At 60.2% G+C, this 13,877-nt stretch carries 13 protein-coding genes; 6 read left to right on the top strand and 7 right to left on the bottom strand.

The genetic code is table 11. The features are described from left to right. Positions 1 to 46: 46 nt before the first annotated feature. Positions 47 to 715 (bottom strand): isoprenoid biosynthesis glyoxalase ElbB, encoded by a 669-nt coding sequence (gene elbB / locus ACA068_RS28325; protein ID WP_497296583.1) that lies wholly within the window; start codon positions 713 to 715, stop codon positions 47 to 49. Positions 716 to 830: 115 nt separating this feature from the next. On the opposite strand from elbB, the gene ACA068_RS28320 reads away from it, so the two are divergent. Then, the gene (locus tag ACA068_RS28320) at positions 831 to 2,066 is read left to right on the top strand and encodes a sterol desaturase family protein (protein ID WP_497306303.1); all 1,236 of its coding nucleotides are present in this window, start codon (positions 831 to 833) and stop codon (positions 2,064 to 2,066) included. Here the strand turns inward: ACA068_RS28320 and ACA068_RS28315 are convergent. Next, positions 2,047 to 2,670 carry a DedA family protein gene (locus tag ACA068_RS28315; protein WP_497306301.1) on the bottom strand — a complete coding sequence of 208 codons (624 nt, stop codon included), beginning with the start codon at positions 2,668 to 2,670 and terminating at the stop codon, positions 2,047 to 2,049. The two genes, ACA068_RS28320 and ACA068_RS28315, sit on opposite strands and share 20 nt — an antisense overlap. A gap of 206 nt (positions 2,671 to 2,876) precedes the next feature. Here ACA068_RS28315 and hemB point away from each other — a divergent pair, with 206 nt between their 5' ends. Both hemB and ppk1 read left to right on the top strand, forming a co-directional pair. Then, positions 2,877 to 3,890 carry a porphobilinogen synthase gene (gene hemB, locus ACA068_RS28310; RefSeq protein WP_008150323.1) on the top strand — a complete coding sequence of 338 codons (1,014 nt, stop codon included), beginning with the start codon at positions 2,877 to 2,879 and terminating at the stop codon, positions 3,888 to 3,890. Between the two features lie 18 nt (positions 3,891 to 3,908). Next, positions 3,909 to 6,131, top strand: coding sequence for a polyphosphate kinase 1 (gene ppk1 / locus ACA068_RS28305; protein ID WP_497306299.1), 2,223 nt, complete (start codon positions 3,909 to 3,911; stop codon positions 6,129 to 6,131). Positions 6,132 to 6,346: 215 nt separating this feature from the next. Here the strand turns inward: ppk1 and ppx are convergent, their stop codons facing one another. The 5 genes from ppx to ACA068_RS28280 all read right to left on the bottom strand — a co-directional run bounded on the left by ppx (position 6,347) and on the right by ACA068_RS28280 (position 10,941). Further along, positions 6,347 to 7,849, bottom strand: a complete 1,503-nt coding sequence (gene ppx / locus ACA068_RS28300; RefSeq protein WP_497310678.1) for an exopolyphosphatase — start codon at positions 7,847 to 7,849, stop codon at positions 6,347 to 6,349. A gap of 245 nt (positions 7,850 to 8,094) precedes the next feature. Next, a complete protein-coding gene (locus tag ACA068_RS28295) occupies positions 8,095 to 8,832 on the bottom strand; it encodes an amino acid ABC transporter ATP-binding protein (RefSeq protein ID WP_497306298.1) in 738 nt (245 codons plus the stop codon). Further along, positions 8,819 to 9,469 carry an amino acid ABC transporter permease gene (locus tag ACA068_RS28290; protein ID WP_497306297.1) on the bottom strand — a complete coding sequence of 217 codons (651 nt, stop codon included), beginning with the start codon at positions 9,467 to 9,469 and terminating at the stop codon, positions 8,819 to 8,821. The genes ACA068_RS28295 and ACA068_RS28290 overlap by 14 nt, the downstream gene beginning before the upstream one ends. Beyond that, on the bottom strand, positions 9,466 to 10,134 hold the full coding sequence (locus ACA068_RS28285; RefSeq protein ID WP_497296577.1) for an amino acid ABC transporter permease: 669 nt from the start codon (positions 10,132 to 10,134) through the stop codon (positions 9,466 to 9,468). The genes ACA068_RS28290 and ACA068_RS28285 overlap by 4 nt, the downstream gene beginning before the upstream one ends. A 21-nt stretch (positions 10,135 to 10,155) precedes the next feature. Then, positions 10,156 to 10,941 (bottom strand): transporter substrate-binding domain-containing protein, encoded by a 786-nt coding sequence (locus ACA068_RS28280; protein WP_497306295.1) that lies wholly within the window; start codon positions 10,939 to 10,941, stop codon positions 10,156 to 10,158. Positions 10,942 to 11,196: 255 nt separating this feature from the next. Here ACA068_RS28280 and ACA068_RS28275 point away from each other — a divergent pair, with 255 nt between their 5' ends. The 3 genes from ACA068_RS28275 (at position 11,197) to rho (ending at position 13,863) form a co-directional block, all read left to right on the top strand. Further along, the gene (locus tag ACA068_RS28275; RefSeq protein WP_497306293.1) at positions 11,197 to 11,904 is read left to right on the top strand and encodes a FadR/GntR family transcriptional regulator; all 708 of its coding nucleotides are present in this window, start codon (positions 11,197 to 11,199) and stop codon (positions 11,902 to 11,904) included. 120 nt (positions 11,905 to 12,024) lie between these two features. After that, the gene (gene trxA / locus ACA068_RS28270; protein WP_003438289.1) at positions 12,025 to 12,354 is read left to right on the top strand and encodes a thioredoxin TrxA; all 330 of its coding nucleotides are present in this window, start codon (positions 12,025 to 12,027) and stop codon (positions 12,352 to 12,354) included. 249 nt (positions 12,355 to 12,603) lie between these two features. Beyond that, a complete protein-coding gene (rho, locus tag ACA068_RS28265; protein ID WP_007942421.1) occupies positions 12,604 to 13,863 on the top strand; it encodes a transcription termination factor Rho in 1,260 nt (419 codons plus the stop codon). The last annotated feature ends 14 nt before the right edge of the window (positions 13,864 to 13,877 follow it).

Raw genomic sequence — 13,877 nt, 5'->3', positions numbered from 1 at the left:
AGATAGACCGCCATCGCGAGCAGGCTCGCTCCCATATTAGTCTGTGTTACACATCATTCTCGTGGGTCAGTTCGAGCACGCGGTCGACCAGTTTGTTGATCCCCGATGCAGCCTCACTGATGCTCTGCGCCAGCATATAAGCCGGGGTGCAGACCAGTTTGCGCGCCTTGTCTTCGACGATGTCGCTCACTGCGCAATCCTGGTGGGTGGCGCCCATCTTGTTCATGGCGGCGGCGGTATCGGCGTCGTTGCCGATGGTGCAGGTCACGCCCGGGCCATAGATTTTAGCCGCCAGCGCCGGCGAAATGCAGATCAATCCCACCGGCTTGCCCGCTTCGGCAAACGCTTCGGTCAGCGCCAGGACGTCCGGTTGAACGGTGCAGCCGGCGCCTTCGATGGCGAAGTTCGACAGGTTCTTGGCCGCGCCAAACCCACCAGGCACGATCAGCGCGTCGAAGTCTTCGACGCTGGCCTCACGAATATCCTTGATGTTGCCCCGGGCAATCCGCGCCGATTCCACCAGCACATTGCGCGACTCGGGCATTTCGTCGCCGGTCAGGTGATTGATCACATGCAATTGCGAGATATTGGGGGCAAAGCACTGCACCTCGGCGCCACGCTGGTCCAGGCGCAGCAAGGTAATCACACTTTCGTGGATCTCGGCGCCGTCGTACACGCCACAGCCGGAAAGGATCACTGCAATTTTTTTGCTCATGGGTTTTTCTCCAGATTCATGGCGTTAAATGTCCACTAATTTGTCACTCGTTGCCATAGGGTTAATTCGCGGCTACACCTAGCATCTGTCCTCAAGATCCGATCAGGGCGCGTCAATGGACTTCATTCTGTATGCGGTGCCGTTTTTCTTTGTGCTGATTGCCGTCGAGCTGCTGGCGGACCGTTGGCGCGGGTTGAGCAATTATCGGCTGGCGGACGCGATCAACAGCATCAGCACCGGGGTGTTTTCGACCACTACGGGCCTGTTGACCAAAGGCGTCGGCCTGGTGACCTATGCGTTTGCCCTCAAGCACCTCGCGCTGTTCGAGCTGTCGGCCGACAGCGTCTGGGTCTGGGTGTTTGCCTTCGTCCTCTATGACTTCTGCTACTACTGGCTGCACCGTATGGGTCATGAGCGCAACATCCTCTGGGCCGCGCACTCGGTGCATCACCAGAGCGAGGACTACAACCTCTCCACGGCCCTGCGCCAGACCAGTACCGGCTTCCTGCTGAGCTGGATTTTCTACTTGCCGATGGCGGTGCTCGGCGTGCCGCTGCTGGTGTTCATTAGTGTCGCCGCGCTGAACTTGCTCTATCAGTTCTGGGTGCATACCAAACACATTCCCAAGCTCGGCTGGTTTGAGTGGTTCTTCGTCACGCCGTCCAATCATCGGGCTCACCATGCACAGAACGCTCTCTACATGGATCGCAACTACGGCGGGGTGTTCATTATTTGGGACCGTCTATTCGGCTCGTTCCAGGAAGAGGACGACAACGAGCCGGTGATTTTCGGCGTGACCACGCCGTTGGCGAGCTGGAATCCGTTGTGGGCGAACGTGCAGTTTTACGCGCAGCTTTGGGATGACGCGCGGCGGGCTGAAAGCACATGGGACAAGCTGCGCATCTGGTTCATGCGCACCGGTTGGCGGCCGGCGGATGTGGCGGCCAAGTACCCGATGAACAAGCCGGACCTGAGCCAGTTCCGCAAATTCGAGGTGCCGCTGGACGGGCGTCAGCAGGTCTATGTGGCGTTGCAGTTCTGCGTCTACATCGCGCTGGGCAGCTACTTGATGAACCTTGAGCCACGTTTGCCGACCGCCGCGCTGGTGTTGGGCTGGGGTGCGGTGGCATTGGGTCTGTTTACGTTGGGCATGGCCCTGGAGAATCGCCCGCAGGCGTTGAAGCTGGAGCTGTTGCGGCTGGCATCGAATGTGCCGCTGGTGTGGCTGGCGCCGGTGGTCGGGCTGTGGCCGGCCAGCGCGGTGGGCTGGATCGGCCTGCTCAGCTACAGCCTGCTCAGCGGCATCGGTCTCTACTGCTGCAGGGACCGCTTTACTCGATTGGCGTCTTAGTCTCGGCGGCCTTGGCCAGCTCGGCTTGCTCGTCGGCGTAGATCTTCTTCGCCAGACGGGCATTCTTGAAGCGCCGACGCAGCCACAAGCCCAGGCCCAGTACCAGCAGGGCGCCGAGCACCCACAGCTCGTACTTCTTGACGCTGCCCAGCATGCCCTCAAGCACCGCGCCGAAGTGATACGCCGCTGCGGCCAGTGCGGTCGCCCAGATCGCGGCACCAATCCCGTTGAGCAGCAGATAACGCCCCGGTGGATAACCCGACAGGCCGATCGCCACCGGCATGACCGTGCGCAATCCATAGACGAAGCGGAAGCTCAGCACCCAGATGTCCGGGTGTTTGCGGATATGTTCCAGCGCCCGGTCACCCATCAGTTGCCAGCGAGGTTTGCGCGCCAGCAATTTGCGACCGTGTTTGCGCCCGAGGAAATACCACAGCTGATCGCCGGCATAACTGCCACAGAACGCCACGATCGTGACGATTGTGATGTCCATGTATCCGCGGAACGCGAGGAAGCCTGCGAGCACCAGAATGGTTTCGCCTTCGAAGAACGTGCCGAGAAAGAGGGCGAAGTAGCCGAATTCCTGAAGAAATTGTTGGAGCATTGTCTGGATGCTGGCGAAATGAACGCGCAGCCTACGCCTTCGTGCACATTCATGAAAGTGTCCAAATGTGTCTCGACGTGAACAATTCCTACAAGGACAATGGAATGCGGCTACGTGACGCAGGGATGCACATAACTGTAATACCACGGTCATAATGGCCGCTTATAACTGTCACGCTCGCACGCCAGCGGGCTCAGGAGTCTGCCGTGAGCTTCACCCCCGCCAACCGTTTGTTTCCTGCAACCCGCCTGCGTCGCAATCGCCGTGATGATTTTTCGCGTCGACTGGTCCGTGAAAACGTTCTGACCGTCGACGATCTGATCCTGCCGGTGTTCGTGCTGGACGGTGAAAACCGTCGCGAAGCGGTGGCGTCGATGCCGGGCGTCGAGCGCCTGACCATCGATCTGTTGCTCGAAGAAGCGGCCAAGTGGGTCGAACTGGGGATTCCGGCGCTGGCGTTGTTCCCGGTCACGCCGCCGGAGCTCAAGTCCCTGGACGCCGCCGAAGCCTGGAACCCGAACGGCATCGCCCAGCGCGCCACCCGCGCCTTGCGTGCGCAGTTCCCGGAACTGGGTGTGATCACCGACGTTGCGCTCGACCCGTTTACCACTCACGGGCAGGACGGCATCCTCGATGAAGAAGGCTATGTGCAGAACGACATTACCGTCGACGCACTGGTCAAGCAGGCCCTTTCCCACGCAGAGGCCGGTGCTCAGGTGGTGGCCCCGTCGGACATGATGGACGGTCGCATCCAGGCCATCCGCGAAGCGCTGGAGCTTGCCGATCACGTCAATGTGCGGATCATGGCTTACTCTGCCAAGTACGCGAGCGCCTATTACGGCCCGTTCCGAGACGCGGTGGGTTCGGCGCTGAACCTGGGCAAGGCCAACAAGGCTTCCTATCAGATGGACCCGGCCAACAGCAACGAAGCCCTGCACGAAGTGGCGGCGGACTTGTCAGAAGGCGCGGACATGGTCATGGTCAAGCCAGGCATGCCGTATCTGGACATCCTTTACCGGGTCAAAGAAGAATTTAAAGTGCCGACCTTTGTTTATCAGGTCAGCGGTGAATACGCCATGCACATGGCGGCCATCCAGAATGGCTGGTTGAGCGAAGGGGTTATCCTCGAATCCCTGACCGCTTTTAAACGTGCAGGGGCTGATGGCATCCTGACTTACTTTGCCGTGCGCGCCGCTCAATTGTTACGAGAGCAGAAATAGCCCTCCCAGGAACATTCCATGAATACCGAAGGACTTACTGAAGTTGCCGTAAAAGAGGCTCAACCCGTGGCCGAGCAAATCGCCGAGACGCCGCCGGAGCTGGAGCCCGCTCCACCCGCGGCGGTGACCGAAACCGCAACAGCGGCTCCAGCGATCGCCGTTCCCGGCCTGGATGACAGCAGCCTGTATATCCATCGCGAGCTCTCGCAACTGCAGTTCAACATCCGCGTGCTGGAACAGGCGCTGGATGAGTCCTACCCGTTGCTGGAGCGGCTGAAGTTTCTGCTGATCTTCTCCAGCAACCTGGACGAGTTCTTCGAGATTCGCGTGGCCGGCCTGAAGAAGCAGATCACCTTCGCCCGTGAACAGGCCGGCGCCGATGGCCTGCAACCGCATCAGGCCCTGGCCCGCATCAGCGAGCTGGTACATGGTCACGTTGACCGCCAGTACGCGATTCTCAATGACATTCTGTTGCCGGAACTGGAAAAACATCAGGTTCGCTTCATCCGTCGGCGTCACTGGACCACCAAGATCAAAACCTGGGTGCGCCGCTATTTCCGCGACGAGATCGCGCCGATCATCACCCCGATCGGCCTCGACCCGACGCACCCGTTCCCGTTGCTGGTGAACAAGAGCCTGAACTTCATCGTCGAGCTCGAAGGCATCGACGCCTTCGGTCGCGATTCCGGTCTGGCGATTATCCCGGCGCCACGTCTGCTGCCGCGCGTCATCAAGTTGCCCGAAGAAGTGGGCGGCGCGGGCGACAACTATGTGTTCCTGTCGTCGATGATCCACGCGCACGCCGATGACCTGTTCCAGGGCATGAAGGTCAAGGGCTGCTACCAGTTCCGCCTGACCCGCAACGCCGACCTCGCGGTCGATACCGAAGACGTGGAAGACCTGGCCCGCGCGCTGCGCGGCGAGTTGTTCTCCCGTCGCTACGGTGACGCGGTGCGTCTGGAAGTGGCCGACACGTGCCCGAAACACCTGTCCGACTACTTGCTCAAGCAGTTCAACCTGCACGAGACCGAGCTGTATCAGGTCAACGGTCCGGTCAACCTGACCCGCCTGTTCAGCATTACCGGCCTGGACAGTCAGCGCGCTCTGCAATACACGCCGTTCACCCCGCAGATCCCGAAACTGCTGCAGAACAGCGAGAACATCTTCAGCGTGATCAGCAAGCAGGACATCCTGTTGCTGCACCCGTTCGAGTCATTCACCCCGGTGGTCGACCTGCTGCGCCAGGCCGCCAAGGACCCGCATGTATTGGCGGTCCGCCAGACGCTGTACCGTTCCGGCGCCAACTCGGAAATCGTTGATGCACTGGTCGATGCCGCGCGTAACGGCAAAGAGGTCACCGCGGTGATCGAATTGCGTGCGCGCTTCGATGAAGAGTCCAACCTGCAACTGGCTAGCCGTTTGCAAGCGGCCGGTGCGGTGGTGATCTACGGCGTGGTCGGCTTCAAGACTCACGCCAAGATGATGCTGATTCTGCGCCGCGAAGCCGGCGAGATCGTGCGTTACGCGCATTTGGGCACGGGCAACTACCACGCGGCCAACGCCCGTCTGTACACCGACTACAGCTTGCTGACCTCGGACGACGCCTTGTGCGAAGACGTCGGCAAACTGTTCAGTCAGCTGATCGGCATGGGTAAAACCCTGCGGATGAAGAAGCTGCTGCACGCGCCGTTCACGTTGAAGAAGGGCATGCTCGACATGATTGCCCGCGAAACCCAGTTCGCCCTCGACGGCAAACCGGCGCACATCATCGCCAAGTTCAACTCGCTGACCGATCCGAAGATCATCCGCGCGCTGTACAAGGCCAGCCAGTCGGGTGTGCGCATCGATCTGGTGGTGCGCGGCATGTGCTGCTTGCGGCCGGGCATCGCCGGGGTTTCGCACAACATCCACGTGCGCTCGATCATCGGTCGTTTCCTGGAGCACACCCGGGTCTTCTACTTCCTCAATGGCGGCGAAGAGCAGATGTTCCTGTCCAGTGCCGACTGGATGGAGCGCAACCTCGACAAGCGCGTCGAGACTTGCTTCCCGGTGGAGGGCAAGAAGCTGATCATGCGGGTCAAGAAAGAGCTGGAGCTTTATCTGACCGATAACACTCACAGCTGGAGCCTGCAGGCGGACGGTCGCTACATCCGCAACACGCCGACCGGCAACCAGAACCCGCGCAGCGCGCAGGCGACCCTGCTGGAGCGGTTGGGCAGCCCGATTCTGGCTGTTCGCTGACGCAGATTCGGTTGGGCAAAAAAAGGGCGATCCACATGGATCGCCCTTTTTGGTTTCAGCTGAATACCTGTGGCGAGGGAGCTTGCTCCCGCTGGGCTGCGTAGCAGCCCCAAAATCGGTCACGGGTGGTTTTCTGAAAAACTGTCAATTCATGTGGGGGCGCTTCGCACCCCGGCGGGAGCAAGCTCCCTCGCCACAGGTAGGGTGTTTACCTTTTAGCGCACGTTCAGGGTGAAGCTGACCCGGGTGAGCCATTCCGCTTCGAGGGCGAAGTCGGCCTGGGTCAGTTGGTTTTCGTCAAGCCAGTTTTCCGGGAACAACACATCGAGGCTGTCGCGGCTGGCGTGCAGTACCACCTGCGGCATTTCCTGGGTGCCACGGATGTGATGGAACAGAATCGCAAAGCGCAGCAGCACGCACAGGCGAATCAGCTTGATGCCGTCATCGCCGAAATCGGCAAACCGGTCCTTGGGAATATTGCGCCGGTGACCACGCACCAATAGCGCGAGCATCAGTTGGTCTTCACGGGAGAACCCAGCCAGGTCCGAGTGCTCGATCAAGTAGGCGCCGTGCTTGTGGTACTGATAGTGAGCGATGTCCAGGCCCACTTCATGGACCTTGGCGGCCCAGCCGAGCAGTTCGCGCCAGATGCCATCATCCAGATCCCAATCCTTGGCCACTTGATCGAAGGCATGCAGGGCTTTGCGTTCGACCCGCGCCGCTTGTTCCAGATCGACGTGATAACGCTCCATCAGCGAGCTGAGTGTGCGTTCACGGACGTCTTCATGATGATGACGGCCCAGCAGGTCATAGAGCACGCCTTCGCGCAGGGCGCCTTCACAGTGGTCCATGCGTTGCAGTTCGAGGGCGTCGAAGATCGCTTCGAGAATCGCCAGGCCCGCCGGGAAGATTGCGCGGCGGTCGGGCTTGATGCCTTCGAAGTCGATTTTCTCGACGTCGCCCAGCTTCATCAGTTTGCGCTTGAGCCAGGCCAGGCCTTGGGCGTTGACCTCGCCGGTGCCGTGTCCGCCAGCCTTGAGCGCCAGGCCGATGGCGCGGATGGTGCCCGAGGAGCCGATGGCTTCATCCCAGGTCAGCCGATGCAAGGCGTGTTCGATGCTCATGATCTCCAGCCGCGCCGCCGTGTACGCCTGTGCGTAGCGGGCCGGGGTGATCTTGCCGTCCTTGAAATAGCGCTGGGTGTAGCTGACGCAGCCCATTTGCAGGCTTTCGCGCAGCAGCGGTTCGAAGCGCTGGCCGATGATGAATTCGGTACTGCCGCCGCCGATGTCGGCCACCAGGCGTTTGCCCGGGGTGTCAGCGAGGGTGTGGGAAACGCCGAGGTAAATCAGGCGTGCTTCTTCACGGCCGGAGATGACTTCCACCGGGTGGCCAAGAATTTCTTCGGCGCGGTGGATGAATTCGCCGCGGTTGCGGGCTTCACGCAGGGCGTTGGTGCCGACGATCCGCACGGCGCCGGGCGGCATACCGTTGATCAGTTGGGCAAAACGCTTCAGGCAATCGAGCCCGCGTTGCATGGATTCTTCACTGAGCTGACGCTCATCGTCGATGCCGGCGGCCAGCTGCACCTTCTCCCCGAGACGCTCGAGAATACGGATTTCGCCGTTCTGGGCCTTGGCCACGACCATGTGAAAGCTGTTGGAGCCCAGGTCGATTGCGGCGATCAGGGACAGATTCTTGGCTTGGGATTGCGGCATGGTCATGGGGTCTCGGTCGATAACCTCGACATCGTGCCACGATCAAACGCTGACGCCAACGCGCAGGAGTTGTGGAAGGCTGCGATCTTTTGGCGCGGGAGCCTATGTGGCGTAGCTGACGGCCACTTCGCGGGCAAGCCTCGCTCCTACAGGGGACGGTGTTGTCCAAAATCTCGCGGACGGCGCAAATCCCTGTAGGAGCGAGGCTTGCCCGCGAAGACGGCCTCACAGGCGCTGAAGAACGATCAGACCGCCGCTTCAACCGTCCCGATGAAATTCGCCAGCTCCGCCGTCTGCGGATTTGCAAACAAAATCTTCGGATCCCCGACTTCATGCACCTTGCCCTGATGCATGAACACCAACTTATCCCCAACCTCGCGGGCAAAGCGCATTTCATGGGTGACCATGATCAGCGTCATCCCTTCTTTGGCCAGTTGCCGGACCACGCTCAGCACTTCATTGACCAATTCCGGGTCCAGCGCTGACGTGATTTCGTCGCACAGCAAGACTTTGGGAGACATTGCCAACGCCCGGGCAATCGCCACGCGCTGTTGCTGCCCACCCGACAGCCGGTCCGGGAAGGCATCAAACTTCTCGCCCAGCCCGACCCGCTCCAGCATCTCCCGCGCCAGCTCGACCGCTTTGGCTTTCGGCACTTTCTGCACCACTTGTGGCGCGAGCATCACGTTTTCGCCCACGGTCAGGTGCGGGAACAGGTTGAACTGCTGGAACACCATCCCGACTTTCTGCCGCAAGGTGCGCAAATCGGCGCGGGCAGCGTCGAGGTATTCGCCGTCGACTTCGATCACGCCGTCGTTGATCGACTCCAGGCCGTTGAGGGTGCGCAGCAAGGTGGATTTGCCCGAACCGCTGCGGCCGATGATTGCCACCACCTGGCCTTCCTCGACGCTCAGGTCGATGCCTTTGAGCACATGGTGGTCGCCGTAATATTTATGCAGGGCGGAAATTCTAAGCAGAGGCATGCAGTCTCCTTTCCAGATAGCGCGCACTGAGGGACAAGGGGTAGCAGAGCAGGAAGTAACCGAGGGCGACGAGGCCATAGACCATGAACGGTTCGAAGGTCGCGTTGGCGAGCATGCCGCCGGTCTTGGTCAGTTCGGTGAAGCCGATGATCGAGGTCACGGCGGTGCCTTTGACCACTTGCACCGAGAAGCCCACGGTGGGCGCCACGGCGATCCGCAGCGCTTGCGGCAGAATCACGTAGCGCAGTTGCTCAAGCGGATTGAGCGCCAGGCTCGACGAGGCTTCCCACTGGCCGTTGGGAATCGAGTCGACGCAGCCGCGCCAGATCTCCGCCAGATAGGCGCTGGTAAACAGCGTCAGGGCCAGCGCCGCCGCCATCCACGGCGAAATCTCCACACCGGCCAGCGCCACGCCGAAGAACACCAGAAACAGCTGCATCAACAGCGGCGTGCCCTGGAACAGCTCGATGTAGGTACGGGCAATGTTGCGCGGCAGGGGCTTTTTCCAGATGCGCATGACCATGATCAGCAAGCCGATCAGCCCGCCGCCGATAAACGCCACCAGTGACAGCGCCAGGGTCCATTGCAGGCCGGTGAGCAGGTTGCGCACGATGTCCCAGAAGGTGAAATCGCTCATTGGCTGCTCCTCGAAATGTAGCGGCGGCCGATCCAGTTCAGCAGTTGGCGGATCAGCAGCGCCATGCACAGGTACAGCAGCGTGGTCAGGGCATAGGTTTCAAAGGCGCGGAAGTTGCGCGACTGAATGAAGTTGGCGGCGAAGCTCAACTCTTCGGTGGCGATTTGCGAGCAAACCGCCGAGCCGAGCATGACGATGATGATTTGGCTGCTCAGGGCCGGCCAGACTTTGCCCAGCGCCGGCAGCAGAATCACGTGGCGGAACGCTTCGAATCGGCTCATCGCCAAGGCCGCAGCGGCTTCCAGCTGTCCTCGGGGGATCGCCTGGATGCCGGCGCGGATGATTTCGGTCGAATAGGCGCCGAGGTTGATCACCATCGCCAGCACTGCCGCCTGCCATTCGGAAATCTGCACCCCCAGCGATGGCAAGCCGAAGAAGATAAAAAACAGCTGCACCAGGAACGGCGTATTGCGGATCAACTCGACGTAGACCCCGAAAATCGCCGAGAACGGGCGAATGTTCCACGCCCGCACCAGCGCCCCGACAATGCCCAGCCCCACCCCGAGCACCGCGCCGATGGCGGTCAGTTCAAGGGTGAACAGCGCGCCGCGCAGCAGCAGGTCGGTGTTTTGCACCACCGGCAGAAAGTCGAACTGATAGGCCATATCACGTCTCCCGAGCGACGATCAGAGGTCGGCCGGCAATGGCTCTTTCAGCCAGGTCTGGGAGTTTTTCTCCAGTGCTCCGTCGGTTTTGGCGGTGGCGAGGATCTGGTTGACCTTGCCCAACAGCGCCCGCTCGTTCTTGTTCACGCCGACATAGACCGGCGAGTCCTTGAGCTTCACTTTCAACGCTGGAATGCGTTTTGGGTTCTTCTCGCTGATCGCCACCATCACCACGTTGCCGCTGGCGATCAGGTCAACCTGGCCGGCGATGTAGGCGGCGATGGTTGAGTTGTTGTCTTCGAAGCGTTTGATGGTCACGCCTTCGGGAGCGACTTTGGTCAGTTCGATGTCTTCGATGGCGCCTCGGGTGACGCTGACGGTCTTGCCCTTGAGGTCGTCCAGGCTTTTGATGTCGGCGTCTGGCGGACCGAACACGGCGAGGTAGAACGGCGCATAGGCGCTGGAGAAGTCGATGACTTTCTCGCGCTCGGGGTTCTTGCCCAGGCTGGAGATTACCAGGTCAACCTTGCCGGTGGTCAGGAACGGGATGCGGTTGGTGCTGTTGACCGGGGTCAGTTCAAGTTTGACCTTGAGTTGCTCGGCCAGCAGTTTGGCGGTGTCGATGTCGAGGCCGCGCGGTTTCATGTCCGGGCCGACCGAGCCGAACGGTGGAAAGTCCTGAGGCACGGCCACCTTGAGGACGCCGCGTTTGACCACATCCTCCAGGCCGTCGGCGTGAGCGGGTGCCTGGCTCAACATCAGGCTGGCAAACAGGGCAGTGAGAAGGGCGCTGTAACGCAGGGTCATGGCGAATCTCCGGATCGGCGAGGAATGAGTTCTGCGGATCGACAGAGCACGGGCCATGCCAAGAAGCGGTTTTGGGTGCCGCAGGCCACGGTTTTACTGGATTTGGTCGGTCTTACTGGTCTGAACAGTTGAAGGGCGTTTCGCACCCTCATGGCGCATCCGTGAAACGGGCCGAACCCCCATGGAGCACGACTTGCCGAGGGCTGCGAATAGCTTTACAACTAGCCGCTCATTGTCTTGGTTCATCTGAAAACCATGAATTCGATTTCTCGAGCCGTACCTGAAGTGGCGCTGCAAGCCATCCGTAAACTGATCACCGAGCAGGGGTTCGCGCCGGGGGATGCCTTGCCCTCGCAGCGGGATCTGGCGGTGCAGTTGGGGGTCAGTCGGGCGTCGCTGCGTGAGGCGCTGTCGTCGTTGAGTGCGCTGGGCGTGATCAGCATCCAGCCGGGCAAGGGCGTGTTCGTGCAGTCGCCGGTGGACTTGCCACGTGGCGATGCGGCACTGAGTTGGCCCTTCGCGGCCCAGGCATCGCCGTTGGACATTTTCCAGTTGCGTTATGCCCTGGAAGGTTTTGCCGCAGGTTTGGCCGCGGTGACCCTGAGCACTCACGAACTCGATGCGCTGGAAGATAACGTTGCCGCCATGCGCTGCGAATTGAAGGCCGGCGACTTCGAGGCGGCGGCGCGACTGGATTTCGAGTTTCACCGACGCATTCTGCTGGCCAGTGGCAATCAGGCGATGCTGAGCATCCTCACGGCAAGCGCCGACATTTTTCTGGAGAGCCAGAAGCTACCGTTCATCCGGGCCGAACGGGCCATGGAAACCTGGCAGGAGCACCGCAAAATCCTCCGAGCGCTGGCCCGGCGCTCGTCCGGTGCGGCACAAAAAGCCATGCAGGAACATGTGCGCAATGCCGCCCTGCGCACCGGAATTGCCTTCGTCGCTCCCGCCGCCCCGTGACTTGAGCTATACCCAAACTCATGCCGCACCATAGCGAGACTCAATCAACTGCACCTTCCTGAACGAAGGAAGGGCAGCTATGATGGGCCACGTTTTTTTGCTTACAACCTGGAGACTTCCATGAGCAGCGATCTTATCAAACACGTCACCGACGCTAGCTTCGAGGCTGACGTACTCAAGGCCGAAGGCGCTGTACTGGTCGACTACTGGGCTGAATGGTGCGGCCCTTGCAAAATGATCGCTCCCGTTCTGGACGAAATTGCTGAAACCTACAAAGGCAAGCTGACCATTGCCAAACTGAACATCGACGAAAACCAGGAAACCCCGGCCAAGCATGGCGTGCGTGGCATCCCGACTCTGATGCTGTTCAAGAACGGCAACGTTGAAGCGACCAAGGTCGGCGCATTGTCGAAGTCGCAACTGGCGGCCTTCCTCGACGCCAACATCTAAGCGTTGTTATAAAGCGTCATGAAAAGGCCCCGCATATTGCGGGGCCTTTTCGTTATTGAGGGCTAGACGCTCCGAAACTCAGGTGGTACATTCGGCCCCGCACTGGTTTCTCCATTGCCCCCTGCTAGCCGTCGCCGACGCACTCCTTTTCGAATAAGTACGCGATCCTGTCGCCTTCTCTGCGGCGCGGCCTCATTAAGCCAAAAGCTTAATTTCCCCCCCCTCCATAAATGATTACGTCATTCCTATATGAATCTGACTGAACTCAAGCAAAAGCCGATTACCGAACTGCTCGAATTGGCCGAACAGATGGGCATAGAAAATATGGCCCGTTCGCGCAAGCAGGACGTGATTTTCTCCCTGCTCAAAAAGCACGCGAAAAGCGGCGAGGAAATCTCCGGTGATGGCGTGCTGGAGATTCTCCAGGACGGCTTCGGCTTCCTGCGCTCCGCTGACGCTTCCTATCTCGCCGGCCCAGATGATATCTACGTCTCGCCGAGCCAGATCCGTCGCTTCAACTTGCGCACCGGTGACACCATCGTTGGCAAGATCCGCCCTCCGAAGGAAGGCGAGCGTTATTTCGCGCTGCTCAAGGTCGACACGATCAACTACGACCGTCCAGAGAACGCGAAAAACAAGATTCTCTTCGAGAACCTGACCCCGCTGTTCCCGACCGTGCGCATGAAGATGGAAGCCGGCAACGGTTCCACCGAAGACTTGACCGGTCGTGTCATCGACCTGTGCGCCCCGATCGGCAAAGGCCAGCGCGGTCTGATCGTTGCACCGCCGAAAGCCGGTAAAACGATCATGCTGCAGAACATCGCAGCCAACATCGCTCGTAACAACCCTGAAGTTCATCTGATCGTATTGCTGATCGACGAACGTCCGGAAGAAGTGACCGAAATGCAGCGCACCGTGCGCGGCGAAGTGGTCGCCTCGACGTTCGACGAGCCGCCAACCCGCCACGTGCAGGTTGCCGAAATGGTGATCGAGAAGGCCAAGCGCCTGGTCGAACACAAGAAAGACGTGGTGATCCTGCTCGACTCCATCACCCGTCTGGCTCGCGCCTACAACACCGTGATCCCGAGCTCCGGCAAAGTACTCACCGGTGGTGTCGATGCCCACGCCCTGGAGAAACCGAAACGTTTCTTCGGCGCCGCGCGGAACATCGAGGAAGGCGGTTCGCTGACCATCATCGCCACCGCGCTGGTTGAAACCGGCTCCAAGATGGACGAAGTGATCTACGAAGAATTCAAAGGCACGGGCAACATGGAACTGCCGCTGGATCGTCGCATCGCCGAAAAACGCGTCTTCCCGGCCATCAACATCAACCGTTCCGGCACCCGCCGCGAAGAGTTGCTGACAGCCGACGACGAGTTGCAACGCATGTGGATCCTGCGCAAGCTCCTGCACCCGATGGACGAAATCGCTGCCATCGAGTTCCTGGTCGACAAGCTGAAAACGACCAAGACCAACGATGAGTTCTTCCTGTCGATGAAACGCAAGTAAGTCGATAGACCAGC

The organism is Pseudomonas sp. LBUM1660 (assembly GCF_059695935.1).
Note: the sequence above shows the minus strand (reverse complement) of the source record. Positions and strands in the feature narration are given on the sequence as shown.

Bases quoted from the DNA above. Each gene is read 5' to 3' on its own strand.
- elbB (WP_497296583.1), bottom strand. From the start codon at position 715: ATGAGCAAAAAAATTGCAGTGATCCTTTCCGGCTGTGGCGTGTACGAC.
- ACA068_RS28320 (WP_497306303.1), top strand. From the start codon at position 831: ATGGACTTCATTCTGTATGCGGTGCCGTTTTTCTTTGTGCTGATTGCC.
- ACA068_RS28315 (WP_497306301.1), bottom strand. From the start codon at position 2,670: ATGCTCCAACAATTTCTTCAGGAATTCGGCTACTTCGCCCTCTTTCTC.
- ppk1 (WP_497306299.1), top strand. From the start codon at position 3,909: ATGAATACCGAAGGACTTACTGAAGTTGCCGTAAAAGAGGCTCAACCC.
- ppx (WP_497310678.1), bottom strand. From the start codon at position 7,849: ATGCCGCAATCCCAAGCCAAGAATCTGTCCCTGATCGCCGCAATCGAC.
- ACA068_RS28295 (WP_497306298.1), bottom strand. From the start codon at position 8,832: ATGCCTCTGCTTAGAATTTCCGCCCTGCATAAATATTACGGCGACCAC.
- ACA068_RS28290 (WP_497306297.1), bottom strand. From the start codon at position 9,469: ATGAGCGATTTCACCTTCTGGGACATCGTGCGCAACCTGCTCACCGGC.
- ACA068_RS28285 (WP_497296577.1), bottom strand. From the start codon at position 10,134: ATGGCCTATCAGTTCGACTTTCTGCCGGTGGTGCAAAACACCGACCTG.
- ACA068_RS28280 (WP_497306295.1), bottom strand. From the start codon at position 10,941: ATGACCCTGCGTTACAGCGCCCTTCTCACTGCCCTGTTTGCCAGCCTG.
- ACA068_RS28275 (WP_497306293.1), top strand. From the start codon at position 11,197: ATGAATTCGATTTCTCGAGCCGTACCTGAAGTGGCGCTGCAAGCCATC.
- trxA (WP_003438289.1), top strand. From the start codon at position 12,025: ATGAGCAGCGATCTTATCAAACACGTCACCGACGCTAGCTTCGAGGCT.
- rho (WP_007942421.1), top strand. From the start codon at position 12,604: ATGAATCTGACTGAACTCAAGCAAAAGCCGATTACCGAACTGCTCGAA.